This window comes from Sphingopyxis granuli (assembly GCF_001559015.1).
GTDB classification, from domain to species: Bacteria; Pseudomonadota; Alphaproteobacteria; order Sphingomonadales; family Sphingomonadaceae; genus Sphingopyxis; species Sphingopyxis granuli.
The window spans coordinates 4,097,633-4,123,641 of record NZ_CP012199.1 but is presented as its reverse complement, the minus strand read 5'-3'; the positions used below and the strand labels follow the sequence as shown (position 1 = coordinate 4,123,641).

General features: G+C 69.5%; 24 protein-coding genes. 12 read left to right on the top strand and 12 right to left on the bottom strand.

Annotated elements, in window-relative coordinates; genetic code table 11:
* Window positions 1–25: 25 nt before the first annotated feature.
* The gene (locus SGRAN_RS18935; RefSeq protein ID WP_067186162.1) at window positions 26–592 is read right to left on the bottom strand and encodes a F0F1 ATP synthase subunit delta; all 567 of its coding nucleotides are present in this window, start codon (window positions 590–592) and stop codon (window positions 26–28) included.
* Window positions 593–859: 267 nt separating this feature from the next.
* Between SGRAN_RS18935 and SGRAN_RS18930 the strand changes: the two genes are divergently transcribed.
* A complete protein-coding gene (locus tag SGRAN_RS18930) occupies window positions 860–1,549 on the top strand; it encodes a dienelactone hydrolase family protein (protein ID WP_067186160.1) in 690 nt (229 codons plus the stop codon).
* Here the strand turns inward: SGRAN_RS18930 and SGRAN_RS18925 are convergent.
* From SGRAN_RS18925 to SGRAN_RS18915, 3 genes are read right to left on the bottom strand one after another with little or no spacing between them, the layout of a single operon-like run.
* On the bottom strand, window positions 1,546–1,833 hold the full coding sequence (locus tag SGRAN_RS18925) for a type II toxin-antitoxin system RelE family toxin (RefSeq protein WP_067186158.1): 288 nt from the start codon (window positions 1,831–1,833) through the stop codon (window positions 1,546–1,548). The two genes, SGRAN_RS18930 and SGRAN_RS18925, sit on opposite strands and share 4 nt — an antisense overlap.
* Window positions 1,820–2,068, bottom strand: a complete 249-nt coding sequence (locus tag SGRAN_RS18920; RefSeq protein ID WP_067112971.1) for a type II toxin-antitoxin system Phd/YefM family antitoxin — start codon at window positions 2,066–2,068, stop codon at window positions 1,820–1,822. Before SGRAN_RS18920 ends, SGRAN_RS18925 begins: the two co-directional genes overlap by 14 nt.
* A 31-nt stretch (window positions 2,069–2,099) precedes the next feature.
* A complete protein-coding gene (locus SGRAN_RS18915) occupies window positions 2,100–3,635 on the bottom strand; it encodes a S1C family serine protease (RefSeq protein ID WP_067186156.1) in 1,536 nt (511 codons plus the stop codon).
* Between the two features lie 99 nt (window positions 3,636–3,734).
* Here SGRAN_RS18915 and SGRAN_RS23200 point away from each other — a divergent pair, with 99 nt between their 5' ends.
* From SGRAN_RS23200 to SGRAN_RS18870, 9 genes are all read left to right on the top strand, one after another.
* Window positions 3,735–3,920 carry a DUF1203 domain-containing protein gene (locus SGRAN_RS23200; protein ID WP_067186154.1) on the top strand — a complete coding sequence of 62 codons (186 nt, stop codon included), beginning with the start codon at window positions 3,735–3,737 and terminating at the stop codon, window positions 3,918–3,920.
* Window positions 3,917–4,951, top strand: coding sequence for a bifunctional DNA-binding transcriptional regulator/O6-methylguanine-DNA methyltransferase Ada (gene ada, locus SGRAN_RS18905; RefSeq protein WP_067112978.1), 1,035 nt, complete (start codon window positions 3,917–3,919; stop codon window positions 4,949–4,951). Before SGRAN_RS23200 ends, ada begins: the two co-directional genes overlap by 4 nt.
* Window positions 4,948–5,718 (top strand): isocitrate lyase/PEP mutase family protein, encoded by a 771-nt coding sequence (locus SGRAN_RS18900; protein ID WP_067186152.1) that lies wholly within the window; start codon window positions 4,948–4,950, stop codon window positions 5,716–5,718. The genes ada and SGRAN_RS18900 overlap by 4 nt, the downstream gene beginning before the upstream one ends.
* 587 nt (window positions 5,719–6,305) lie before the next feature.
* Window positions 6,306–6,764: a hypothetical protein gene (locus tag SGRAN_RS18895; RefSeq protein ID WP_148650925.1), complete on the top strand. Its 459-nt coding sequence runs from the start codon at window positions 6,306–6,308 to the stop codon at window positions 6,762–6,764.
* Window positions 6,761–7,576, top strand: coding sequence for a ferredoxin--NADP reductase (locus SGRAN_RS18890; RefSeq protein WP_067186150.1), 816 nt, complete (start codon window positions 6,761–6,763; stop codon window positions 7,574–7,576). The genes SGRAN_RS18895 and SGRAN_RS18890 overlap by 4 nt, the downstream gene beginning before the upstream one ends.
* 302 nt (window positions 7,577–7,878) lie before the next feature.
* The gene (locus SGRAN_RS18885) at window positions 7,879–8,259 is read left to right on the top strand and encodes an OsmC family protein (RefSeq protein ID WP_067110979.1); all 381 of its coding nucleotides are present in this window, start codon (window positions 7,879–7,881) and stop codon (window positions 8,257–8,259) included.
* A gap of 79 nt (window positions 8,260–8,338) precedes the next feature.
* Window positions 8,339–9,697 (top strand): PAS domain-containing protein, encoded by a 1,359-nt coding sequence (locus SGRAN_RS18880; protein ID WP_067110978.1) that lies wholly within the window; start codon window positions 8,339–8,341, stop codon window positions 9,695–9,697.
* Between the two features lie 232 nt (window positions 9,698–9,929).
* Window positions 9,930–14,651: an NAD-glutamate dehydrogenase gene (locus SGRAN_RS18875; protein WP_082737357.1), complete on the top strand. Its 4,722-nt coding sequence runs from the start codon at window positions 9,930–9,932 to the stop codon at window positions 14,649–14,651.
* Window positions 14,652–14,770: 119 nt separating this feature from the next.
* Window positions 14,771–15,643, top strand: a complete 873-nt coding sequence (locus tag SGRAN_RS18870; RefSeq protein ID WP_067186148.1) for an ATP-grasp domain-containing protein — start codon at window positions 14,771–14,773, stop codon at window positions 15,641–15,643.
* 9 nt (window positions 15,644–15,652) lie between these two features.
* Here SGRAN_RS18870 and SGRAN_RS18865 read toward each other — a convergent pair whose 3' ends face one another.
* The 8 genes from SGRAN_RS18865 to SGRAN_RS18830 all read right to left on the bottom strand — a co-directional run bounded on the left by SGRAN_RS18865 (window position 15,653) and on the right by SGRAN_RS18830 (window position 23,867).
* A complete protein-coding gene (locus SGRAN_RS18865; protein ID WP_067110971.1) occupies window positions 15,653–15,892 on the bottom strand; it encodes a ribbon-helix-helix domain-containing protein in 240 nt (79 codons plus the stop codon).
* Window positions 15,893–16,108: 216 nt separating this feature from the next.
* Complete coding sequence (gene phbB, locus SGRAN_RS18860) at window positions 16,109–16,831, bottom strand: acetoacetyl-CoA reductase (protein WP_067110968.1); 723 nt, start codon at window positions 16,829–16,831, stop codon at window positions 16,109–16,111.
* 74 nt (window positions 16,832–16,905) lie between these two features.
* Window positions 16,906–18,396 (bottom strand): DUF1963 domain-containing protein, encoded by a 1,491-nt coding sequence (locus tag SGRAN_RS18855; protein ID WP_067186146.1) that lies wholly within the window; start codon window positions 18,394–18,396, stop codon window positions 16,906–16,908.
* 97 nt (window positions 18,397–18,493) lie between these two features.
* The gene (gene hemH / locus SGRAN_RS22395) at window positions 18,494–19,486 is read right to left on the bottom strand and encodes a ferrochelatase (protein WP_067186142.1); all 993 of its coding nucleotides are present in this window, start codon (window positions 19,484–19,486) and stop codon (window positions 18,494–18,496) included.
* Complete coding sequence (locus SGRAN_RS18845) at window positions 19,483–21,771, bottom strand: xanthine dehydrogenase family protein molybdopterin-binding subunit (protein ID WP_067186140.1); 2,289 nt, start codon at window positions 21,769–21,771, stop codon at window positions 19,483–19,485. The genes hemH and SGRAN_RS18845 overlap by 4 nt, the downstream gene beginning before the upstream one ends.
* A gap of 55 nt (window positions 21,772–21,826) precedes the next feature.
* Window positions 21,827–22,429: a hypothetical protein gene (locus SGRAN_RS18840; RefSeq protein ID WP_067186138.1), complete on the bottom strand. Its 603-nt coding sequence runs from the start codon at window positions 22,427–22,429 to the stop codon at window positions 21,827–21,829.
* Window positions 22,430–22,454: 25 nt separating this feature from the next.
* The gene (locus SGRAN_RS18835) at window positions 22,455–22,877 is read right to left on the bottom strand and encodes a CoA-binding protein (protein ID WP_067110954.1); all 423 of its coding nucleotides are present in this window, start codon (window positions 22,875–22,877) and stop codon (window positions 22,455–22,457) included.
* Window positions 22,878–23,867 carry an Mrp/NBP35 family ATP-binding protein gene (locus SGRAN_RS18830; RefSeq protein ID WP_067186137.1) on the bottom strand — a complete coding sequence of 330 codons (990 nt, stop codon included), beginning with the start codon at window positions 23,865–23,867 and terminating at the stop codon, window positions 22,878–22,880.
* A 171-nt stretch (window positions 23,868–24,038) separates the two neighbouring features.
* Between SGRAN_RS18830 and hflK the strand changes: the two genes are divergently transcribed.
* Both hflK and hflC read left to right on the top strand, forming a co-directional pair.
* Window positions 24,039–25,139, top strand: a complete 1,101-nt coding sequence (hflK, locus tag SGRAN_RS18825) for a protease modulator HflK (protein ID WP_311880123.1) — start codon at window positions 24,039–24,041, stop codon at window positions 25,137–25,139.
* A complete protein-coding gene (gene hflC / locus SGRAN_RS18820) occupies window positions 25,139–25,990 on the top strand; it encodes a protease modulator HflC (RefSeq protein ID WP_067110943.1) in 852 nt (283 codons plus the stop codon). Before hflK ends, hflC begins: the two co-directional genes overlap by 1 nt.
* The last annotated feature ends 19 nt before the right edge of the window (window positions 25,991–26,009 follow it).

The following is a 26,009-nucleotide window of genomic DNA, read 5'->3' as shown; positions in this document are numbered from 1 at the left end:
ATCGGGGCATTTGGCGTACGGGCTTTCAGCCCTTCATCGCCTGGGCGAAACTGTTGAGACGGGTACGGATGCTGCCGTCGATCAGCTGGCTGCCCAGCTGGACGACGAGGCCGCCGAGGATGGCGGGGTCGACGGTCGTCGCGATCTGAACGTCGCGGCCGACACGGGTCTTGAGGTTGGCGGCGAGCGCCTTGAGTTGCTCGGCGCTGAGCGGATGCGCGCTCGTCACCTTCGCGGTCACTTCGCCGCGATGCGCGGAGACGATGGCGTCGAACGCGTCGATCATCCCGCCCAGATCAGCGAGGCGACGATTCTCGGCGAGCACGCCCAGGAATTTGGTGGTCAGCGAATCCAGCCCCAGCGATTTCGCGACCGCCGCGACCGCCTTCGCGGCGTCGGCGCGGCCGACGACCGGGCTCTGGGTCAGCGCGGCGAGGTCCGCCGATTCGGCGAGCCCGGCCTTGAGGGTCGCCAGGCTCTGACGGACGCTGTCGATGGCGTCCGATTCGCGCGCCAGATCGAACAGCGCGCTGGCATAGCGGCCCGCGAGGCCCGCCGTGATGTTGCCCTGAATGCCGCCGGAATTCTCCACGCGCGAAAGTCCTTCTTTAACGATCCCGAGGGGGATGGCTGCGCGGGTTTCCGGCATCCGAAAATGCCCCCGCTGCAAAGTCGCGGCGCGCGTAGCAACGATTTTGCTGCAATGCAAGGCGAGGGTGGGGGGAATCGAGCACCCTGCTACGTCCGTTCGCACCGAGCTTGTCGAAGTGCCGTTCTTTCTTCAAACACCGGTCAAGGAAGAACGGCCCTTCGACAACCCCGGATCAGGTCCGGGGACGAACGGAAGAGAGGGAAGTGTATGGGCGAGATGATCCGCATGACGATGGACGATGGCGCCGAGATCGCCGTCTATCACGCGCAGCCCGAAGGCGAGCGCCGGGGCGGGCTCGTCCTGATCCAGGAGATATTCGGCGTCACCGACCATATCCGCGAGCTGTGTGACGAATATGCCGCCGACGGCTATGAGGTGCTGGCGCCCGCGCTGTTCGACCGCGAGCATCCGGGGTTCGAGAGCGACTATTCTGGACCGCAGTTCGAACGCGCGGTCGAACTGGCGCGACAGCTCCACCCGTTCGAGCAGAGCCTGAAGGACGCGCAGACCTGCATCGACGCGCTGAAGGGCGCCAATGGTTCCGGGGGTCCGGTCTTCATAACCGGCTATTGTTATGGCGGCTCGGTCGCGTGGCGGATGGCGCAGACCAGCCCCGACCTCGCCGCGGCTTCCTGCTATTACGGCAGCCTCGTCCCGACGCAGTTCGCCGACCAGGCGCCGCAATGCGCGGCCATCGCCCATTTCGGCCGCTTTGATGCGGGGATTCCGATGGAGGGCGTGGAGGCGCTGATCACTCGCGAGCATCCGACTGCGCAGATCTTCGTCTATGAGGCCGGACACGGTTTCAACAGCGACCGCCGCAAGGATTATCACGAACCGAGCGCGGAGCTTGCGCGCGAGCGGACGCTGATGCTGTTCAGGGCGTGCGGGGGCTAAAGCCGCCGCTTCGCCTCCTCATAGGCCTCGTTCCGTTCGCGCTTACCGATGGCGACGACAACCACCGTGATCGTTTCATCCTCGACTTGATAGATCAGCCGGTATCCAGCCGAACGCAGCTTGATCTTGTAACAATTGGCCATGCCGGACAGGCGAGCGGATGGGATGTGCGGATTTGCCAGCCGCTGGGTCAGCTTTTTGCGAAACTGGGCGCGGACACTCTTGTCCAGCCGATCCCATTCCTTCTTGGCGTCTTTGAAGAAATCGAGATTATAGGTCGTCAATGCTGACCCTTATCCGTTCCTGCCCCTGACGCTCCCTGACGATCCGCGCCAGTTCGATGTCGTCGAGCGCATCGAGGATCGCTTCCCACGCGTCGGCGGGGACCAGATAGGCTTCGGGCGTGTTGCGGTTGAGGATCGCGACGGGGGCGCCATCGGCGGCGCGGATGGCGGCGGACGGATTCTTCTTGAGTTCCGAGATGCTGATGCCGAAGTCGGCGAGAAGCGGCTTTCCCATGACCTGTTAATAGGTCTTTTAACAGGTCACGTCAAGGTGTGGCCGCCGCCGAACCGGCGACCTTCTGGCAGCGATAGACGAGCCGCTCGTTCGGCGTCGGCGGCAGCGCGCCCTTGATCGCGTCCTGCTGGGTCGCGAAGGCGGCGAGCGCCTGCGGGTCGGCGGCGCAGCCCTTGATCTCCGCCGCGGCGCGGAGCGCGCGCGCCTTCGCCATCGTCTCGGCGTCGAGCAGATAGCGTTCGACGCGATATTCGTGGGCGCCGTCGTCGATCGAGGCGATCGTCACCGTCGCCTCCTCGTTCGGGACGAGGATGCGCTGCCAGCGGCCGTCGGTGCCCTGCGCATATTGGGTCCGCCGGTTGATGCAGCCGTCCCCGCCGATCTCGACCGGCACGTCGATGGTCGACGATACGGTGATGCGGCTGCGGTCGGGCTGGATCGTGCAGAGGAAGTTCCCCTGCGCCAGCTTCGGCGCGACATCGGGCGCCGGCGCCTGTTCCGTTTCTCCAGCAATTTCGGCATGCGCGTCGGGGCGCGTCACGAACAGGATCGCGGCGCCGATCATCAGCACCGCGCCCGCGCCGCCGGCGATCTTCGCGTTGCGCATCGCCTTCTGGCTGTAGAAGAGCAGCCCGGCTCCGGCGGCGAGCGCGCCGATGACGAACAGGACCCCGGCCAGCGCGATGCGGTTCTCGCGCGACGCCAGCGCCGCTTCTTCGGCGCGCGCCTGTTTCAGTTCGCGGTCGAGCCGCGCCGCCGCCGTCTTCGCGGCCTCGGCCTCGGCCGCCGCGCGGGTTTCGGCGTCGAGCGCCGCCCGGTCGCGCGCGGTCGCCTCCGCCATCGACAGGCAGGCGGTGCCGACGCTCGTATATTGCTGTCCGGCGTCGGCGAGGAAGCGCGCGATCTCGCGCACCGAGATGGCGAAGGCGAAGGGCGAATCGCCGTCGTCGGCGCGGGTGATGAAGGTGTTGATCCCGACGACGCGCCCGCAGGCGTCGACGAGCGGGCCGCCCGAATTGCCGCGCGAGATCTTGGCGGTGTGGACGAGCGTCGCGATGCCGTCGACCGCCTGAACGTTCGACATGTTGCCTTCGCTGCGTACGGGCGTGCGCGGGGTAATATAGTCGGCGGCGCTGCGCGCGGTCGCGAGGTCGACGTTGCCCGGATAGCCGAGCGCGACGACGTCGGTCCCCGATTCGAGCGGCCTGGTATAGATGGCGGCGGCGGGCAGCCGGCCCTCGCCCATCTCGATCAGCGCGAGGTCGCGCGCGGTGTCGATCGCGATCAGCCTGGCGGGATAGCTTTTCTGCCCCTCCGACGGGACGACGCCGAGCGCGACATTGTTCGGATAGCGGACCGCCGATTCGACGACATGCGCGTTGGTCAGGATGCGCGTCGGGGTGATCGCGATGCCGCTGCCGTGGCCGAAGCCGACCACCTCGCCCTCCATCATCGCGACGGTGACGACGCGCACGACGCTGCGCGAGGCGGCGCTGATATCGTCGGCGGCCCGCGCGGGCAGGACGATGGCGAAAAAGGCGAGCAGCAGGGGGAGAAGGCGGGTCATGGCGCGGCAGATTAGTGAGACGCGCTTTGAACGCAAGCATCGGGACGCGCGCCGCGGCGGCACATGGCAGACGGGTGCGACACGAAGAGAGGACGGTCCATGACCCTCATAACCTATGCCATTTCTTCTCGCGCCGGGATGCTGGCGGTTCCCTGTCGCGATGCGCCGCTGCCGGTGTGCGACGAACTGCGCGCCCTGTTCGCCGACGACGCGACCGCCTATATCGACGCGCATAATGCCGCATACGGCTGTTTCGCCGCGCGGATCGAAAGGGACGCGACATGAGCGCCGGGACCATGACCGACGACGAATGCTGGGCCGCGGTGCAGCGCCGCGACCGGGCACTCGACGGGCGCTTTGTCACCGGGGTACTGACGACGGGCATCTATTGCCGGCCGAGTTGCGCAGCGCGGCACCCGGCACGCGCCAACGTCCGCTTCTTCGCCGATGGCGCGGCGGCGCGCGCGGCGGGGCTGCGTCCCTGCAAGCGCTGCCTGCCCGACGACGTTGCGCGCGACGAGGGCGCGGTGATTGCCGCGATCGCGGCGATCAAGGGCAGCGAGGAGCCGCTTGCGCTCGCCGATCTCGCCGCGCGCACCGGCTATTCGCCGACGCATTTCCAGCGCGTCTTCACCCGCCACACCGGCCTGTCGCCCGCCGCCTATGCCCGCGCGCTGCGCGAGGAGCGCGCGCGGACGGCGCTGAGCGAGGGCGCGCGGGTGACCGACGCAATCTACGACGCCGGCTTTTCGGGGCCATCGCGATTCTATGACAATATGGAGGGACGCATGGGAATGACGGCTTCGGCGTGGGTAAACGGCGGCAAGGGCGTGACGATTCACTGGGCGGTGGTGCCGACCAGTCTCGGCGACATGCTCGTCGCGGCGACCGGGAAGGGCGTGTGCCGCCTGTCCTTCGCCGAGGGACGTGAGGCGCTGGAGGAGCGCTTCCCCGCCGCGACGCTCGTCGAGGGCGACGCGGCCTTCGCGGCGCTGCTGACGCAGGTGATCGAAGCGGTCGAGACGCCGGCGGCCGGCTTCGACCATATCCCGATCGACGTGAAGGGCACTGCCTTTCAGGAAGCGGTGTGGCGCGAGCTTCGAAAGATTCCGGCAGGCGAGACGCGCAGCTATGCCGACATCGCCGCCGCAGTCGGCAAGCCGAAGGCGGTGCGCGCGGCGGGAAGCGCCAACGGCGCCAACAATGTTGCGGTGCTGATCCCGTGCCACCGGGTGGTGCGCAGCGACGGCTCGCTCGGCGGCTATGCCTATGGCCTGCCGATCAAGCGCGAACTTCTGAAAAGGGAAATCCCATGACTCCAACATCATCGAGCGCGATCGCCGCATTCCGGGCGCTGCACGTTCCCGGCGACCCGCTGATCCTCGTCAACATCTGGGATGCGGGCAGCGCGAAGGCGGTCGCGGCGGCGGGCGCCCGTGCGATCGCGACGGGCAGCTATGGCGTCGCGGGCGCGCAGGGCCGCGCCGACGGAGAGGATTTTCCGCTCGATGACGCCCTCGAAAATCTGCGCCGCATCCTCGACGTCACCGACCTCCCGGTGACGATCGACATGGAATCGGGCTACGGCGCCGACCCGGCGGCGGTCGGCGCCTCGATAAGCCGGGCGCGGGAGGCGGGCGCCGCAGGGGTCAATATCGAGGATCGACTGCCCGGCGCGTCGGAACTGCTGCCGATCGCAGCGGCGCAGGCACGCTATCGCGCCGCCGCCGATACCGGCCTTTTCGTCAACGCGCGCTGCGATGTGTTTCGCGGGTGGGATGCCGGGAAGGACGGCGCTGCGCTCGTCGCCGCAACGCTAGAACGCGCGCGCGCCTATTCCGACGCGGGCGCCGGGTCGCTGTTCGTGCCCTTCCTCGCCGACGCGGGGTGCATCGGTGCAATCTGCGAAGCCTCGCCGCTGCCGGTCAACATCCTCCGCTCGTCCGTCGGGCCGACGCATGCCGAACTGGCGGCGCTCGGCGTGGCGCGGATCAGCCACGGTCATCAACCCTGGGCCGCGGCGATGGCCTGGCTGACCGCGCAGGCGGAAACGGTGCTGGGCGGTGGTGAGCCTGCCTATTAGGATTCCCATTGAGGCGGGTGGATGATGAAGGGCCGGCGTTGGCGTCCCGACGCTCCGGGTTCCCGCCTTCGCGGGACAGGGACTTCGGGAAGCGCGCAATATTATTCCAAAGTATATGAAGGTCACGCTGCGTCCTTCCGACCACTCCTCCTGCATGTGGGAGAGGTCCAAGGAGAGCAGTGGTGGTGCGGAGACCCACCCCGCTGCGGCTAGCGAACAAGTTCGCAAGCCTCACTGCCCCTCCCGCAGGCGGGAGGGGAGTCGCCTGCCTTCACGAAATAGATAAAAATACATGCGCGGAGGCTGGCGCGCCGCGATAATGCAGGAAAGCCTTTCGACGCGGGCCAGAGGCAGCGCGGAACGCGAACCTGAATGCTAGGCCTGATGGCTTTGGATTGACCCGCTTCGTCATTGCAAACCCAGACCTGATCCGGGCTCGCAATGAGTCCAACCGATGGCATCGCGCTTCAATGGGCGGTTCGGCCGCAATTATCGCGCGACGGGTCAATCTGTAATTGCAAATGACTCTCAATAGTATGTATGGCGATCCGCGACCGCCGGCCTGCGCCCGGCCGCAGGAGGAACAGATGTACGCGCTTGTCGATCGTCCCGTGGAGAGCCTCTGCAACGGCGGGCGCCTTCTGCTGTGGGCGATGCGCGGGTGGGCGCTGGCGATCGAGCGCGGATGCTGCCCGGCGCGCGCGCTGCACCGCGGCTTCGCGGGCGTCGGCGCGCTCGCCGCGCTGCCCGATGTCCACGTCGCCTTCGCGCTGCTCGTCAGCGGCTCGCGCACCCGGCTGGCGTTCGCGCCGATGGGCTGCGCGCGCATTGGCGAGGTCGAGGCGATCCTGCTCCGCCTGTGGAGCGACGCGGCGTCAGGCGGGACGGACACGGCGCGCGCGACGCTCGGCCTGCTGGTCGACGAGGCGAGCGTTGCGCCCGCGCTCGCGGCGATCGACGCCGCCGCCTCGCAACTCGCAGCAGCCGGATTCGACCTTTCGCACCTCACCACGCCCTCTCCCAGCCTGTCAGGACCATCGACATGAGCGATCGCATCGCCGCCGCCGCGAAACTCGCGCCTTCCGCCTCGCTGACCGTGGAGGAGGTGCTGCGCGTGCGGCACTGGAACGATCATCTGTTCAGCTTCTCGATCACCCGCCCGCCGAGCTTCCGCTTCCGGTCGGGCGAATTCGTGCTGCTCGGCCTGCCGGGCGAGGGGCGGCCGCTGCTGCGCGCCTATTCGATCGCCAGCCCCGCCTATGCCGACGAGCTCGAGTTCCTGTCGATCAAGGTACCCGACGGGCCACTCACCTCGCGCCTTCAGGCGATCGCGCCGGGCGATCCGCTCTATCTCGGCCGCAAGCCGACGGGGACGCTGGTCGCCGACGCGCTGCTGCCGGGGCGGCGGCTGTTCCTGCTGTCGACGGGCACCGGCCTCGCGCCTTTCCTCAGCCTCGCGCGCGACCCCGACATCTACGAACGCTTCAACGAAATACTGCTCGTCCATTGCGCGCGGCAGGTCAGCGACCTCGCCTTCCGCGAGGAACTGGAGAGCCAGCTTGCCGGCGACCCGCTGGTGCAGGACCAGGCGCTGCTGCAGTTCCACTATCTGCCCACCGTGACGCGCGAGGCGTTCCGGTCGACCGGGCGGATCGGCGCGCTGATCGACAGCGGCCGCCTGTTTGGCCATCCGCTGACTGGCGCGCCGCATTTCGATCCGGCGACCGACCGCATCATGATGTGCGGCAGCATGGCGATGATCCGCGACCTCCAGGCGCGCTTCGAGGCGCTGGGATTCCGGGAAGGGTCGAACGCGGCGCCGGGCGATTTCGTGATCGAGCGCGCTTTCGTCGGATAGGGGCTTTTCGGGGAATCATCGGGCGTCGCGGCCGCTGAAGCGGTGGGCGCTCCATATTCCCGCATCCTTCCGTTCGTGTCTCGACTTTGCTCGACACGAACGGAAAGGGAAGTGATTGATTGGCGTGCGCCGCTCTGTCGCAGCGGGGTGAGCCGTTGCGGCGTTGTCGCCCACCCCCGACCCCTCCCGCTTGCGGGAGGGGGAGATCGGGCGGCGAAAGGCGGTATTCGGCCGGACGCTGCGCATTGATCGGGGCCACACCCGGCTGATAGCATGAGGGCTCACCGGACAGGGAGACTCGCATGGCGCAGGGCATCGCACGCATCGGCAGAGACCGCTATCGCACCGCGATAGAGGTGGGCGGCCGCGCGCTTGTCGCCGACGAGCCGCCGGCGCTGGGCGGGCAGGGGGCGGGCTTCGCGCCCTATGACCTGTTGCTCGCCAGCCTCGGCGCCTGCACCGCGATCACGCTGCGCATGTACGCCGACCGTAAGGGCTGGCCGCTCGAATCGGTCGAGGTTTCGCTGCGCCTCCACGGCCAGGAGGAACGGCGCATCGACCGCCGGCTGGCGATCGTCGGCCTCGATGCCGACCAGCAGGCGCGGCTCGCCGACATTGCCGAGCGCACGCCGGTGACGCTGACGCTGAAGGCCGGCCTGCCGATCGACACCAGCCTCGCCTGACGGCGTCGGCGCATCGTTTACGCCGCTTTTACCAGTCCCGGTGCATGAATCCGCCGATGATTGCGACTGGGGACAGATGATGGACAGCATGCGCGGCCTGCTTTCGGGCAGCCATGACCAGGACGACGGCGCCATCGACGCGCCGCCGGCCGTCGGGGTCGACGAGCGGCGGATGCAGGTCCGGGCCTATAACCACTGGGCCTCGCTGCTCGGCGACCGTTCCTATCCGTCGGCCGAGGACCTCGACCTCGACAATGTCGGCGATTTCGGGCCGCATGCGGTGCTGCTCGATTTCACTGCCGGAATCGAGAATCCGGCGGTCGCCTTTCTGGGCGAGCGGCTGCGCGCCGAATCCGAAATCGACGAGGACGTCCAGTATATCAGCCAGATCCCCGGCCGGTCGCTGCTGTCGCGGCTGACCGACCATTATCTCCAGATCATCGCCAACCGCGCCCCGATCGGCTTTGAGGCCGAGTTCATCAACGACCGCGGCATCACCATCATGTATCGCGGCATCCTGCTGCCTTTCTCGTCCGACGACGACACGATCGATTTCATCCTCGGCGTGATCAACTGGAAGGAAGCGGCGCCCGCCGACCAGGCGGAGGAACTGCAATTGTCGGTCGAACAGGCGCTGCGCAGCGCGCCGCCGCTCACCGCGCCGGTGCCGGTCTGGGCCGACGGTCCCGATTCGGGCCATATGGACGACGCGGCCGAGCCGGGCTTCGCGGCGCTGGCGCCCGATGCCGCCGCCAGCGTTCGTGCGCGCCGCCCGCTGACGCTCGACGGCGCTGGGGACGCGGACGAAAGCGCGCCCGCCGCGCTCGACGAGACGGCGGAACTCGCCGATTGGCTGGCGCTTGCCCGCGAAACCGCGGAGCGCGCGCAGAGCGCCGACAGCCGCAGCCGCCACGCGCTCTATGCGGCGGTCGAGCGCGCCTGGGATTTCGCGCTGGCCGCCGAGACGCAGCCGCAGGCTTTTGCCGCGCTGATCGAGGATGCCGGAATCCGGGCCCAGCTGCGCGCGCCGATGACGCCGGTGGTCAAGCTCGTCTTCGGCGCCGGCTACGACAAGACGCGGCTCGCTGAATATGCCTGTGTGCTGGGACATGCGCGCGAGGAGGGCGTCGGGCGGGGCGCGCTTGCCGCCTATCTCGACCGCTATCCGGGCGGGCTCAAGGGACTGGTCAAGGATGCGCGCGCCAGCCGCCGCCCGCGCCGCGAGACGGCGGATGCCGGCGGTGCGCGGCTCGAAGCGCTGCGCGCCGCGCCGCCCGCGGTGCTGCTAGAGCATGATGCGGGCGATGCCGAGTTCGTCGTGCTGATCGCGCGGACGATGCCCGGCGGCCATATCGGCGTCGTCGCCAAGGCGGCCGACGATCCGGCGTTGGTTGCGCGGCTTGCGAAGAAGGCGATCGCCATCGCTCCGGCCGCCTGACGCCCGCTCCGTCCGCCGGCGAAACTTCGATGAAAGCTGGGATTTGACGGGGGTGCGGGAGGCTGGCCGACCGCGCCTCGCGTAACAGACAAACCGAAGCTTGAAATTATTTTACGCTAGGGCGGGGGAGGGCTTGAGCCGCGCGCGCCGGAGGCGCATAGGGATCGGATCGAGCGGACCGGCCGGTTCCCGGCGAGGCCTGCCAACCTTGGCTCGGGGATACGACACCATCATGCCTCTTACCGATACCGAAGCGCCGGAAGCCTCTATTGCGCCGGCGGCGCAGGCGCCTGCAAAAATTTCCAAAGCCTATCAAGCCGCGCTGCACGGCAGCGCCCTCCCCGGCGAAGGGGACGACCTTGACGCCAAGGCGCTTGCCGCGGCGGGCGAGTTCGTCGCGCGGGCCTCGCTCGAACGCGCGCCCGGCAAGCCGTCGCTGCTGATCGAACCGATCGCGACCGACGGAATCGACCGGCGGATGCGCCTCGCGGTCGTCAACGACGACATGCCCTTCCTCGTCGATTCGACCTCGCAGATCGTTGGGGCGCAGGGGCTGGTCATCCACCGTATCCTCCACCCCGTCGTCTCGGTCGACCGCGATGCGAAAGGCAAGCTGACCGGGGTCGATTCGGGCAAGGCGGGCGCGACGCGCGAATCGGTCATCTACATGGAGCTGGAGCGCGGCGACGCACGCGCGCGCCGGCGCCTGATCGACGGGCTCGAAGCGGCGCTCGCCGACGTGCGTGCCGCAGTCGCCGACTGGAAGGCGATGCGCGCCGCGATGCTCGCCGATGCCGCGATGCGCGCCGACGGCGAGGGCGCCGAACTGCTGCGCTGGTTCGAGGGCGGCGCGATGACGCAGCTCGGCCACGAATGGCGCACGCGCGACGGCGCGGTCCACGATCCGCTCGGCATTTCGGCAAGCGGCAGTTCGCAGCTCGTGTCGGCCAACGCGCTCGCCGCGGCCTTCCAGTGGTTCGATGCGAAGGCGAAGGCGGGCACCGGCCATGCGCCGCTGCTGATCAAGTCGAACCGGCTGTCGTCAGTGCATCGCCGCGTGCTGCTCGATCTGGTCATCGTCCCCGAATATAAGGGCAAGAAGGCGGAGCGGCTGTCGATCCACGCCGGCCTGTGGACCAGCCAGGCGCTGTCGACCCCGCCCGCCAAGGTGCCGATGCTGCGCGCGCAACTCGACGCGCTGATGACGAAATTCGGCTTCGATCCCGCAGGGCACGCCGGCAAGGCGCTCGCGCATGCGCTGACCGCGTTGCCGCACGACCTGCTGATCGCGTTCGACGGCTCCGCGCTCGAGGAACTGGTGCTCACTTCGATGTCGATCACCGATCGGCCGCGCCCGAAGATCGTGATGGTGCAGAGCGCGCTCGGCCGCCACCTGTTCGCTTTCGTCTGGCTGCCCCGCGACGAGGTGTCGACGGGCCGCCGTCTCGCGGTCGAATCGCTGCTCGCGCGCGAAGCGAAGGCCGGCGTGATCGGCTGGACGATGGTGCTCGAAGACGGCGGCGCGGCGCTGCTCCGCTACACGCTCGACCTGCGCGGCGACGGCGTCGTGCCCGATGCGGCGGCGCTCAACGCCCAGCTCGAACAGATGGTGCGCGGCTGGCAGCCGGAGGTCGAGGCGGCGCTCGCGCGGCACGGCGACGCCGGGCGCGCGGCGGCGCTCGCGGCGCGCTTCGCCCCGCTGTTCCCGCCCAATTACCGCAACCTCTATGACCCCGAAGAGGCGGCGCGCGATATCCTGCGCCTGCGCGACCTCGATGCCGACCGGCCGCGCAGCGTCCGCCTCGCGAGGAAGAGCCTCGACGGCGACGACCGCCTGCGGCTCAAGGTCTATAGCGCCGCCGGCCCGCTGGCGCTGTCCGACGTCGTGCCGGCGCTCGAGCATTTCGGCTTCGAGGTGCTCGAGGAACTGCCGACCGAACTGCACGTCCGCTCGGGCGGCGACGAGGAGGGGGAAGGCGAGCCGACCTTCATCCACGATTTCACGCTGCGCCTTCCCGCCAATGTCGACGAACTGGCGTTGCTGCCGCATGTCGAGACGATCGAGGGCGCGATCGCCGCGGTGCTCGACGGCCGGGCGGAGAATGACGCGTTCAACGAACTGGTGCTGGTCACGCAGACCGAACCGCAGGCGATCGTCTGGCTGCGCGCCTGGTTCCGCTATCTGCGCCAGGGCGGGTCGAGCTATGGCATGGACACCGTCGTCGCGGCGCTGCGCCACGCGCCCGCGCTGACCGCGGCGCTGATCGAACGGTTCTGCGCGCTCCACGATCCGAAGAGCCGCGACGCGGCGCGCGCCGAGGCGCTCGATGCGCAGATCAGGGCGGGCTTCGCGGGCATCAAGTCGATTGACGACGACCGCATCCTGCGGCTGTTCCACGCGGTGATCGGCGCGACGCTGCGCACCAACGCCTTCGCCCCCGCGGCGGCCGAGGCGCTGGCGTTCAAGATCGACAGCGCGCAGGTTCCCGGCCTGCCCAAGCCGCTGCCGTGGCGCGAGGTGTGGGTATACAGCCCCCGCGTCGAGGGCGTCCATCTGCGCGCCGGCCCGGTCGCGCGCGGCGGGCTGCGCTGGTCCGACCGGCGCGACGACTTCCGCACCGAGATTCTCGGCCTGATGAAGGCGCAGCGCGTCAAGAACGCCGTGATCGTGCCGACCGGCGCGAAGGGCGGCTTCTATCCGAAGGCGCTGCCCAACCCGGCGGAGGACCGCGATGCCTGGTTCGCCGAAGGCAAGGAATGCTATCGCATCTTCATCCGTTCGCTGCTGTCGATCACCGACAATCTCGTGGGCGGCAAGGTCGTGCATCCGAAGGACGTGGTGATCCGCGACGGCGAGGACCCTTATTTCGTCGTCGCCGCCGACAAGGGCACCGCGACCTTCTCCGACGTCGCCAATGCGCTGGCGATGGAGCGCGACTTCTGGTTGGGCGACGCGTTCGCGAGCGGCGGGTCGCATGGCTATGACCACAAGGGCATGGGCATCACCGCGCGCGGCGCCTGGGTCTCGGTCCAGCGCCATTTCGCCGAGATGGGCGTTGATGTGCAGACCGACACGGTGCGCGTCGTCGGCTGCGGCGACATGTCGGGCGACGTGTTCGGCAACGGCATGCTGCTGTCGAAGGCGATCAAGCTGGTCGCCGCCTTCGACCATCGCCACATCTTCCTCGACCCCGATCCCGATCCGACCAAAAGCTGGAAGGAGCGCGAGCGGCTGTTCAGGCTGCCGCGGTCGAGTTGGGACGATTATGACCGCAAGCTGATCTCGAAGGGCGGCGGCGTCTTCCCGCGCAGCCAGAAGAGCATCGCGCTGACCCCCGAGGTGCAGGCGGCGCTCGGCCTGTCGGTGTCGGAGATCGAACCGACGGCGCTGATCTCCGCGATCCTCAAGGCGCCGGTCGACCTGCTGTGGTTCGGCGGCATCGGCACCTATCTGAAGGCGGCGAGCCAGAACAATGCCGAGGTCGGCGACCCCGCCAACGATGCGCTGCGCGTCGATGCGGAGGACCTGCGCGTCCGCGTCGTCGGCGAGGGCGCCAACCTAGGCGTGACACAGGCGGCGCGCATCGCCTTCGCGATGCGGGGCGGGCGGATCAACGCCGACTTCGTGGACAACAGCGCCGGCGTCGACTGCTCGGACAACGAGGTCAACATCAAGATCGCGCTCAACCGCGAGATGGCCGAGGGCCGGCTGGCGCAGGCCGATCGCGACGCGCTGCTCGTCCGCATGACCGACGATGTCGCAGCGCTGGTGCTCGAGGACAACCGGCTCCAGGCGCTTGCGCTGTCGATCGCCGAAAAGGGCGGTGCCGGCGCGGTGCCGTCGCTGGTGCGAATCATGGAGACGTTCGAGGCGTCGGGGCGGCTCGACCGCAAGGTCGAAGGGCTCGCCGCGAACGACGAACTGCTTCGCCGCGCGCAGGAAGGGCGCGGGCTGACCCGGCCCGAACTCGCGATCCTGATCTCGACCGCGAAGCTCGCGCTTCAGGACGCGATTGAGGCGAGCGACCTGCCCGACGATCCGGCGCTAGCGGGCGATCTCGCGGCGGCCTTCCCGGCCGAGATGCAGCGCGATTTCGGCAAGGCGATCGCCGAGCACCAGCTGCGGCGTGAGATCATCGCGACCAAGCTCGCCAACCGCATCGTCAACCGCATGGGCGTCGTTCATCCCTTCGAACTGGTCGAGGAGGAGGGACGCTCGCTCGGCGACATCGCGGCGGCCTTCGTCGCGGTCGAGCGTCTGCTCGACGTGCGCGAGATCTGGGCGTCGCTCGACACTGCGAAGATCGACGAATCGATCCGCCTGTCGCTGTTCAGCCAAGCTGCGTCGGCGATGACCTCGCAGATGGCGGACCTGCTGCGGATCAGCCCGACGCTCACCCAGCCGGGACCGGTGGTCGCGCGCCTGGAGCCCGGCGTCGACCGGCTGACGATGACGGTCGACACGCTGCTCAGCGAATCGGTCCGGCGCCAGTGGGACATGCTCAGCAAGCAGTTGCTTGATGCCGGCGCGCCCGAGGCGCTGACTGCCGCGGTGGTGCGCCTGTTCAAGACCGACGGCGCGATCGGCATCGTCGACCTCGCCGAACGGCGCGGCGACGACGAGGTCGGGGTGACGACCGCCTTTACCCATCTGGGCGAGGCGCTGGGGCTCGACTGGGCGCAGACGCTCGCCGCGCACATGAGCCCCGCCGATCCGTGGGAGCGGCTGCTTGTCAACAGCCTCGCGCGCGATTTCCAGCAGATGCGCCTCGGCTTCCTCGCCGGGCTGCCGAAGGGCGATCTCGACGCGGCGGTGACGAAATGGCTCGCCGAGCATGCGGCGCGCGTCGCGCAGTTCCGCAGCGTCGTCGACCGTGCGCGGACGATTCCCAGCCCGAACGGCGCCATGCTCTCGCACATCGCCGGGCAGGCGCGCGGATTGTTGGGGCGATAGGTCGATGACAGGCCCGCGTCGTCATTGCGAGCGGAGCGAAGCAATCCGGAGCGGTTATGGCCCGCTCGGGATTGCCGCGTCGCTTCGCTCCTCGCAATGACGGAGCGGCGGACGTCGTCATGCCCTATCAGCCGCGCGTCGCGATCCTCGTCCCGGCCGCCGACTATGGCGAACATTGGCATCCGGCGCTCGCGCGCAAGACCGCGGCGCTGACCGCCGCCGGGCTGGCGGTCGAGCCGCGGGTGTGGACCGATCCGGGCGATCTTTCGGGATTCGGCCTGATCCTGCCGCTGCTCGCCTGGGGCTATCCGCGCGCATCCGCCCGCTGGTATGCGCTGCTCGACCGGCTCGAAGCCGAGGGGCTGCGGGTCGTCAATCCGGTGCTGGTGCTGCGCTGGAACAGCGACAAGGCCTATCTCGCCGAACTGGGCGCGAAGGGTGTCGCCGTGGTGCCGACGATCGAGGTCACGGCGCTCGACGACGACGCATTGGCCGCCGCGCGCGCGGCGCTCGGCGCCGAAGAGCTGGTCGTGAAGCCGCCGGTGTCGGCGGGGTCAGACGGCACGCACCGGCTGGCGGCGGACGCCACCGTCCCGCCCGATGCGCGCGGGCAGCGGCGGCTGATTCAGCCCTTCATGCCCGGCGTGCTTGCCGAGGGGGAATATTCGCTTTTCCTGTTCGGCGGCCGCTACAGCCACGCGATCGTCAAGCGCCCGGCGGCGGGCGATTTCCGCGTCCAGCCGCAATTCGGCGGGCGCGAAGAGATATGGACGGCGAGCGCGGCGGCGCGTTCGCTGGCTGAAAGCGCGCTGGCGGCGGCGCCGGCTGCGACCATCTATGCCCGCGTCGACATGATCGGCGACGGCCGCGGCGGCCTCGCGATCATGGAACTTGAACTGATCGAACCGCAACTCTTCCTGAATTTCGCGCCCGACAGCGGTGCGGCATTCGGGGCTGCGGTGGCGGGGGCGCTGCTCACCGGCCAATCATGAGCGGCCAATTCACCAGCCTCTTTCCCGCCACAGCCACTGACGGATCGCCGAGGTCAGGTTCGGCGGGTCGTCCGCTTCCATCCGCTCGACGTCGATCCGCGCGACGAGGGCGTTGACGGGCAGAGCCCGCCGCCGGGCCTCTGCCTCGAGCGCATCCCAGAACATCGGTTCGAGGCTGATCGAGGTCGGATGACCGGCGATGGTCACCGATCGCTTGACGGGGGGGTGGAAAGGTGGGGTGTCGGCCATTCAACCTATCTGCCGTCCGCATCCGGCGAAGTCGAGATGCCCGACGGAAAGGCGGGCACTCGCGGCGACGGCAAAGCCGCCGCCGTGACGTCAGACGGGTTCGGCCAGCCTTCGGGCCGACCGCCCCGCTGGCCGAGCCGGCGGCTGCCGCTTTGCGGCACCGGCGCCTAACTCGTCGTTCGCTTCGCGACCGCCTTCGTTACACGCCTGCCGCCGTCAATACATGTGCTGCCCGCCGTTGATGCTCATCGTCGATCCGGTCACGAAGCCGGCGTCTTCGCTGCACAGGAAGGCGACGCCGCGCGCGATCTCGTCGGCCTGGCCGAGGCGGCCGACGGGGATCTTGGCGACGATCTTCTCAAGCACCGGCGCGGGCACCGCGGCGACCATGTCGGTGTCGATGTAGCCGGGCGCGATCGCGTTGACCGTCACGCCCTTCTTCGCGCCTTCCTGCGCCAGCGCCTTGGTGAAGCCGTGGATGCCCGATTTGGCGGCGGCATAGTTGACCTGGCCATATTGCCCCGCCTGGCCGTTGATCGACCCGATGTTGACGATGCGGCCCCAGCCGCGCTCGACCATGCCGGGAAAGGTCGCCTTCGCCATGTTGAAGCAGCCGCCGAGGTTGATGCGCATCACGTCGTGCCAGTCGTCGTAGCTCATGCGGGCGAGCGTGCCGTCGCGGGTGATGCCGGCATTATTGACGACGATGTCGATCGGCCCGACCTCGTCCGCGACCCGCACGCAGCCGTCGAGGCACGCCTGATGGTCGCCGACGTCCCATTTATAGGCCGCTATCCCGGTGCGCTCGGTAAAGGCGCGCGCCTTTTCGTCATTGCCGGCATAGTTGGCGACGACGGTGATGCCCATGCCCTGCAGCTTCAGCGAAATGGCTTCGCCGATGCCGCGGGTGCCGCCGGTGACGATTGCGACGCGTGTCATGTCTGTTGCTCTCCCACAGATGTTCTACCCCTTGATTAGGACGGGGCGGGGAGCGTCGCAAGTTGACCGGAACGTCAATCGCGCATCGTTTCGGGCACGCGCCGGCCGGCGCGGACGCGCGAGACGTCGCCGACCGCAAACTCGGCGCCGGCGACGGTCAGCACAAGGTCCGCGCCGCCGCCCGCAAGCCCCGGCAGCAGCCCGTTCGCCGGCAAAGTCAGCAGCCGCAGCATGCCCGGCTCCCGCCCCGGATCGCCACCGCCCATCGTCGGCGCGGCGCGCTCTGCCAGGTCGCGCCACAGCGGCTCGAAGAAGGCGCGCGCGGGGGCGGACATAAGGCCGGGGTCGCGGCACCAGCCGCGCTGCGCCTGTTCGAACGCCTGCCGCAGATAGGCGCCGATCCACAGATCGGCCCGCGCGTTGTGGCGGGTCAGCGGCAGCGTGAGGATGTCGGCACGTGCCTCGCCCGTCTCCGGATCGGTCGCGTGCGTTACGTGCGTCCAGCGGATCGCGTGCAGCGCCGCCATCACCGCGCTGGCATCGGCGGCGGAAAAATCCTGCCGGCCTGCCGTGTCGCGGATAATCGCGATGATCTCCTCGGCGCGCGCGCGGGCGTCGTGGTTGGTGTGCGCCGCCTCGGCCAGTTCGTCGCTGGCGCCGGCGGGCAGGGCAGCGTCGGTTGCCAGCCCGCCGAGCCGCGCTTCGAGCAGGTCGGCCATCGCCAACATGCTCTGCCAATCGAAGGGGTGGAAGGCCGGGTCGGCGATGTCATAGCCCTCCGCGCCCAGCGCGGCGACCCAATCCTTCGGCGTATCCGCTGCTTCGCTTTCCGATTCGCCCGGTGCGGCCTCGATCACGTCGACCGGCCATTCGGGAAAGGGCTCGCCGTGCGGCGGATCGCGCGGCGGCCCGCCCTCGGCAAGGTGCAGCACGAGCGGCGCGCTCGTGGCCGGATGGCGGAAGAAAGCGAGCGAGCCGTGCCGCGGTCCGAGCCCACCCCACAGCGCGGCGGGCAGCGCGTCGCAGGCGATCTGCGCGACGAAGACGGCGTCGACGCTATCGATCCGCGGCCAGTCGAGCGACGCGGGCAGGCGCGGGCGGCCGCCGATGCGGCTGCTCGTCGAGATCGCGTCGCGCAGCGGGACCTGCGGGACGAGGCGCACGACGACGCCGGCGGCTGCCAGCGCGGCCTCGTCCGACGTGTCGGCTATCGGTGTCTCCGGCGGGACGGCTGAGGCGTCGGCGGCGCGCTGCTCGACCGCGGCGATCTGCGCTTCGAGCGCGGCCGCGTCGAAATGATCGGGCGGCGCGCTTTCTTCGCCGGCTTCGGTCGCGTGCGTCGATTTGATTCGCGCGAGGCGCGACGGCGCCATCGCGATCGCCGGCTCGTCCTCGCGGGTCCGGCCCCGCTTCGCGAACGGCCGCTCGCGCGGCTCGCGCGGTGCCGGCGCACGCGGCGCGGGCTCGGTCTGCGGCCGTCGCGCGCGCAGGACCAGGAACAGGATCAGCAGGAAGACCAGCGTGACGCCGGCCAGCGTCAGCGCCGCCGATTGCAGGTCGCTCATGGCCCATCTCCACATCAAACGCCCGGCCGGCCGCGGGGCCGCGACAGCTTAGGCGAAGGAGTTAAACAGGAGGTAAGCGCTTTCCCCGACCGGCCATTTACCCTGGCAGCCAGCCGGCCAGTTCGCGCCGGACGAGCGCGGTCAGCATTTCGAGGCCCGCCACGTCGGCGTTGAGGCAGGGCAGATAGGCGAAATTGCGCCCGCCCGCGCGCTCGAAGGTCTGCTTGCCGCGAATCGCCAGTTCCTCCAGCGTTTCGAGGCAGTCGGCGGCGAAGCCGGGGGCGAAGACCGCGACGCTGCGGCCTTCGCCGCCCAGCCGTGCGAGCGTCGCCTCGGTTGCGGGTTCGAGCCAGCGGGCGCGGCCGAAGCGCGACTGGAAGGCGACCTCGACCGGGCGGCCGAGCGCGTCGGACAGAAGTCGCGCCGTCGTCTGGCACTGGTCGTGATAGGGATCGCCGAGCGCGCGCGTCCGCTCGGGCATGCCGTGGAAGCTCGCGAGCAGCACGTCGGGCGCGAAGTCGAGCGCCGCCAGCCCCGCTTCGACCGATGCCTTCAGCGCGCCGATATAGGCGGGGTCGTCGGGGTAGGGCGGCAGGAAACGCAGGCTCGGCTGCGCGCGCAGCGTCGCCAAATGCGCGCCGACGGCATCGACCGCGGTCGCGGTCGTCGCGCCGCAATATTGGGGATAGAGCGGCGCGACGAGGATGCGATCGCACCCTGCGGCGATCAGCGCGTCGATCGCCGGGCCGATCGCCGGCTCGCCATAGCGCATCGCGTAAGTGACCCGCGCCGCCGGGCCGAGGTCGGCCTGCAGCGCGTCGGCCTGTGCCCGCGTGATCGCGGCGAGCGGCGAGCCCGCATCGCTCCATATCAGCCGATAGGCGCGCGCCGATTTCGCGGGCCGCGTGGTCAACACCGCGCCGCGCAGGATCGGCTGCCACAGGATGGGCGGGATTTCGACGACGCGCCGGTCGGACAGGAATTCGGCCAGATAGCGGCGCACCGCCCCCGGCTCGGGCGCGTCGGGGGTGCCGAGATTGACGAGCAGCACGCCGATGCGCGCGCCGCTATGGCCGGCCGGCGGCGTCACAGCGGATGCGCCGACAGCGGCAGGCGACGGATGCGGCGGCCCGTCGCGGCGAACATCGCGTTGGCGACTGCGGGGGCGACGACCGGCACCCCGATCTCGCCGATCCCGCCGGGGTCGCGGTCGCTGTCGATGAACTCGATCAGGATCTGCGGCGTCTGCGACAGGCGCGGCAGGCCGATCTGGTGCAGCTTGCGCGCTGTGGCGAGGCCGCCTTCGTAATCGGTCGTCGCGCCGACCGCGGCGGCGAGGCCGAAGATCAGCCCGCCCTCCACCTGCTGCCGCGCGATCGCGGGGTTCACCAACCGCCCGGCATCGACCACCGCGACGAGTTGTTCGACCTGCAAGCCCTTGTCGCTGGCGCGCGCGGTCGCCATCAGCGCGATATGACTGCCGCGCATCGAATGGCAGGCCAGTCCCTGCGCGGTGCCGGCGAGGCCGCCCTCCCAGCCGCCGAGGCTGGTCGCGGTGAGCAGGCAGCGTGCGAGCAGCGGCGCCTGCCCCAGCATCGCCATGCGATAGGACAACGCGTCGGCCCCGGCGCGCGCCGCCATCTCGTCGACGAAACATTCGGTGAAGAAGGCGGTGTAGCTGTCGGCGTTGCCGCGCCAGCGTGCGGTCGGCAGGCCGATGTCGGCGGGGCAATGATCGACTGCGCGATGCGGAATGGCATAGACGCCGCCCGCACCCTCGACCGCCGCCGCGTCGACCCGTCCCGCGGCGTCGCGCTGCGCGACGTCGGCGGGCGTGCCGTCGAACAGGCGGGCGCGGACCTCGTGATTCGTGGAGGGCACGGCGATCCGCGCGACGAGCGCGTCGATGCCGCCCGCCGCGTTGAGCGTCGCGGTCATCTTCGCGCGCGCGGGCGCACGCGGCATGTCGCGCATGATCTCTTCGGCGCGTGACCAGCAGAGCTGGACGGGACGCTTCACCTGCCGCGCGATGATCGCCGCCTGCACCGCGACGCTGTGGTCGAGGCAGGCGTCGAACGATCCGCCCGCCATCATCGGGAACAATGTCACGGCGGCGGGGGACAGACCCGTGGCGCGCGCGATCGCGTCGCGGCACTGCGCGGGCGCCTGCGTCGCAACCCAGACGCGCAGTCGGTCGCCCGAAGGCGCGGCGGTCGCGGTGCGCGTCTCGATCGGGGCGTGGAGCGCCGGAGCGACGAGATAGTCGGCGGCGATCCGCTCGCGGCCCGCCATCGCGTCCTCGACGTCGCCCTTGCGCGCGATGCGAGAGCCGTCGCCCTTCAGCGCGGCGGCGAGCGCGCGGTCGATGCCGTCGCTGGAAATCGGGGTTCCGCCGGTTTCGAACTCGGGGGCGAAGCGGTCGAGCGCGCGGTTCGCGGCCCACCAGTTGCGCGCGACCGCGGCGACCCAGCGCTCGTGCTCGACGACCGACAGCACGCCGGGCGAGGCGAGCCCCGCCTTGCGGTCGATGCGCTTCAGCCGCGTCGCGCCGAACGGTCCCTGGCGGATCGCGGCATAGACCATGTCGGGCAGGCGGATGTCGCCGGCGTAATTGGCCGACCCATCGACCTTCGCCGGCAGGTCGAGCCGGGTGAGATCCTTGCCATAGAGCGGGTCGGCGCTCGACGCGCGATAAACGGGCTCGGCAGGCAGTTCGAGCAAGGCGGCGGCAGCGGCCAGCTCTCCAAAGGACAGTTTCCGGGCGCCGAGGGTGACGAAGCCGTCCTGCGTGTCGCATTGCTGCCAGTCGGCATCCCAGCGCCGCGCTGCGGCCATCATCAGCAGCGCGCGCGCCTGCGCCGCGGCGTCGCGACACGGCGCTTCGAACATGCGCACCGACGAGCTGTTGGCGGTCAGCATCACCGCGTGGCGCACCGCCCATTCGCGCCGCGCCCAGCTGCGCACGTCGGCGACGAAATCGGGGACGCCGGTGCGCGGCATGAAGGCGGCGCTATCCTCGTCGACGACCAGCGTGTTGGTGTAGAGCGCGTTGATCGGCGCGGTCTCGACTGCGACCGTGCGCCAGTCGGCGCCCAGTTCGTCGGCCATGATCTGCGGCAGCAGCGTGGTGACGCCCTGGCCCATCTCGCATTGCGGGACGATCGCGCTGATATGCCCGTCGTCGCCGATCTTCAGGAAGGCGTTGAAGACATGCTCGTCGGGCGCGGCGGTCAGGTTGGGGCGATAATCGCGCGGCCACACCGACCAGGCGAGCGCCAGCCCGCCCGCCGCGGTGGCGCCGACCAGCAGCGAACGGCGGCTGACCGGCGGCAGGCGCCGCCCCTTCGTGTCGATCGTGTCGCGAATGCCCGCCATCGCCGCTGCTGATAAGCGGGGCGCGGCGGGGAGGCAAAGGCTTTCGGGGCGGCTTTTATTCCGGCCATCCCCACGGCGCGGGGGGCGGGGGCACCGGCCGGTCATAGTCGAAGGCGACGCGGAACAGGCGGCCCTCGCGCCGCAGTTCATAGACATAGCCCGAATCGCTGGTCTCGACGGCCCAGACGTTGGTCGTCGACGCGTGGCTTCCAGTGCGTCCGAACAGCGCGATCGATTCGGCGTCGACGGGAAATTCCTGCCGCGTCGCGGTGCCGGGGGTCGCGGTATCGCCGCCGTACATCGTCGTCTCGTCCTTCGATCCGTCGGCGTGGCGATGGTCGTGCTTCAGCCGCAGGCCGACGTCGGTGCGGGTGATGATCCAGGTGCGCGAACGGTCCCAGCCGCCATCCTCGGCCAATCCCTCGATATGGAACGGAATTTCGATCCGGTCGGGGGTGCAGCGGCGGAAATGAACGATCATTGCCTTGTCGCGCATCGCGGCGTCGGCCTGCTGGTCGCTGACGAGGCGCCCGGCATAAGCCTTGCCGCAATGGTCGGCGAGCGCGGCGAAGAAGGCATCCTGCGGGTCCGCCTGCGCGGGCGAGGTAGCGCAGGCCGCAAGCGCGGCGGCGGCCGTGGCGGCAAAGAACGGCTTCATGTCGGCTAGTCCCCTGTCAGGCTTCCTATTTCAACAGTCCCAGCCGCGGAATCTCGACCTTCGGGCAGCGATCCATGACCACGGTCAGCCCCGCCGCCTCGGCGCGGCGCGCGGCGTCATGGTCGATCACGCCGATCTGCATCCACACCGCCTTCGCGCCGTGGACGATCGCCTCGTCGACCGCGGCGCCGGCTTCGGCGCTGTTGCGGAAGATGTCGACGATCTCGGCCGGCGGTTCGACATTGGCGAGCGTCGCGACGACCGGCGCGCCGTGGATCGTCGCGCCCGCGTGGCCGGGGTTGACCGCGATCACGTCATGCCCCTGGCGGACGAGGAAGCCGAGCACCTCGTTCGAGGCGCGCGCCGGGTTGGGGGAGGCGCCGACCACCGCGATACGGCGCGGCCGGCTCAGCAACTCGCGGATTTCGCCTTCGTCGTTGATCGCCATCTAGCGGCCTTTCCGTGCTTCGAGCCATGCGGCGACGCGCGCCGCTATCGCGTGGAACGGCTCGCCTTGCGGGTCGGTTCCGGCGGCGGGCGGAACGCCGCCGTCGCTCGCGAGGCGGATGCCCATCGCCAGCGGCACCCGGCCCAGAAAGTCGAGCCCCATCTCCTTCGCCGCCGTCTCGGCGCCGCCGCTGCCGAACGGGTCGCTCACCCCGCCGCAATGCGGGCAGACATAGCCCGCCATATTCTCGACGAGGCCGATGATCGGCACCTCGACCTGCTCGAACAGTGACACGGCGCGCGCCGCGTCCATCAGCGCCAGGTCCTGCGGGGTCGAAACGATCACCGCGCCCGCCGGCTTGTGCTTCTGGATCATGGTCAGCTGAACGTCGCCGGTGCCGGGGGGCAGGTCGACGACCAGCGTGTCGACCGCACCCCAGCTCGCGTCGATGAGCTGTTCGAGCGCGCGCCCGGCCATCGGCCCGCGCCACGCGATCGCCTGCCCCGGCGCGGCGATCTGCCCGGTCGACAGCATCGGCACGCCATAGGCATTGTCGACCGGCACCAGCTTCGACCCGCGCGACGCGGGCTTGGCATCCTCGCTGTCCATCAGCCGGGGCAGCGACGGGCCGTGGATGTCGGCATCGACCAGCCCGACCCTGACCCCCAGCCGCCGCAGTGCGACCGCCAGATTGGCCGCGAGGGTCGACTTGCCGACGCCGCCCTTGCCGCTGCCGACCGCGATGATGGTGAGCGTCTTCTTTTCGGCGGTCATCGCGACGCGGACCTCTCGCACTCCCGCTTCGTTCAGCAACGCGGCGCGCACCCTGTCCTCGAGCGGCTGGCGCTCGTCGGTGGCAAGGCCGGTGACGTCGAGGACGACCGCGAGCAGACCCGTGTCGTCGAGCAGCCGCAAGCCCGATGTGCGCCCCGCCGACGCCTCCGCGGCGGTGGCGGTCAGGCGGGCGATGTCGGGGGCTGGGTCGGTCATGTCCAGCGCAGATAGGCATGATGGGCCGGATTGCCAGCCATTTTATCCAGACACCCCCTGTTAATCGCGCCCGCCGCCCCTATAAATGCAGGCATGAGCAATGGCAGCGATGGCAACATGGAAGGCCGCGCCCCCGGGGGAGTGCGGCAATTTTTCCATCAGATCAGTCAGATGGCAAACAGTCCCTGGGGCAATGGCCCCAAGGGGGGCAAGGATGACGGCGGCGACGGCAAGCGGCCCGGCCCGCGCAATCCGTGGGTGACGCCCGACCCGACCGACCCGCTGCGCGGACGCAAGCCGCGCGGTCCCTCGGCGCTCGACGAGCTGCTGCGCAAGGGACGCGGCTTCGGTGGCGGTGGCGGCTCGGGCGGCGGCGGCGATGGCGGCGGCTTCGACGTCGCGATGGCGGCGCGGCGCTGGAAATGGGCGATCGTCGCGGTCGTGCTGGTCATGGTGCTGCTGTCGATGGTGCATATCGTGCCGCCCGAAAAGGAAGGCGTCGTCACGCGGCTCGGCAGCTATTCGCGGACGGTCGGCCCGGGCGTCAAATGGACGCTGCCGCCGCCGCTCGAGCGGATTCGGCTGGAGGACGTGCGCGCGATCCGCACCATGCCGATCGGTTCGCCCAACGCGACCGACGAGAATTTCGTGCTGACCCGCGACCAGAGCCTTGTCGACCTCGCCTATGAGGTCCGCTGGTCGGTGCGCGATCCCGAACTCTATTTCTTCCAGCTCGCCGACCCCGACGGGACGATCCGCGAGGTGGCCGAAAGCTCGATGCGCGCGACGGTCGCCAATTTCGACCTCGTCCAGGCAATCGGCCCGGGCCGCGTCGAGATCGAGGCGCAGGTGCAGCGGCGGATGCAGGACCTGCTCGACCAGTATCGCGCCGGGGTGACGATCCAGGGCATCGCAATCCGGCAGGCCGATCCGCCGAGCCAGGTCGACGAAGCGTTCAAGGAGGTCACCGCGGCACGGCAGGAGCGCGAATCGGCGATCAACCGCTCGCGCGCCTATCAGCAGCAGGTGCTCGAACGCGCGCGCGGCGACACCGCGGCGTTCGACCAGATCTACGAACAGTACAGGCTCGCGCCGGGCGTGACCCGCAAGCGGCTCTATTACGAAACTATGGAGAGCATTTTGTCGAACGTCGACAAGACGATCGTCGAGGCGCGCGGGGTGACACCCTATCTGCCGCTTAACGAAGTGCAGCGCCGCCTGAACAGCAGCGAGGCCGACGCGGCCGCGGCGCCCGCGAAGGGAGGCCAGTGATGTTCGAATCGCTGATGCGCAACCCGCTCCGCCTGCTCGTCGGGCTGCTCGCCTTCCTCGTCCTGCTGTCGCAGACGCTCGCGATCGTGCCCGAGGACAAGCAGGCGCTGATCCTGCGCTTCGGCGAGATCGAGCGCACCGTGAACCGCTACAAGTCCGGCGAGCAGTTCGGCCGGTCGGGTGCCGGGCTCGTCGTGCGCGTGCCCTTCATCGACGGCATCCAGTATATCGACAAGCGCGTACTGGGCGTGAACATGGAGCGCCAGCAGGTGCTCTCGACCGACCAGCAGCGGCTGCAGGTCGATGCCTTCGCGCGCTTCCGCATCACCAACCCGGTGCGCATGTACACCGCGATCCGCTCCGAGGAACGGTTGCAGCAGCAGCTCGCGACGATCCTCGGCTCGTCGCTGCGCAACGAACTGGGCAAGCGGACCTTCGCGACGCTGCTGTCGCCCGAGCGTGGCGCAGTGATGGACAATATCCAGATCGCGCTCAACCGCGAGGCGCAGAAGTACGGCGCCGAGATCATCGACGTCCGCATCAAGCGCGCCGACCTGCCTGAAGGGGCGACGCTGGTCGCGGCCTACAACCGCATGCGGTCGGCCCGGCAGCAGGAAGCGATCGCGATCCGCGCCGAGGGCGAGAAGGAAGCGCAGATCATCCGCGGCAACGCCGACGGCGAGGCGGCGCGCATCTATGCCGCCAGCTTCGGCAAGGACCCCGAATTCTATGATTTCTACCGGGCGATGCAAAGCTATCGGCAGACCTTCCTGGGCGAGAACAACCAGGGCGGATCGTCCTTGATCCTGTCGCCCGACAATGAATATCTGAAGCGGTTCCGAGGGGGCTGACACTCGCTGCCCGGCGGCG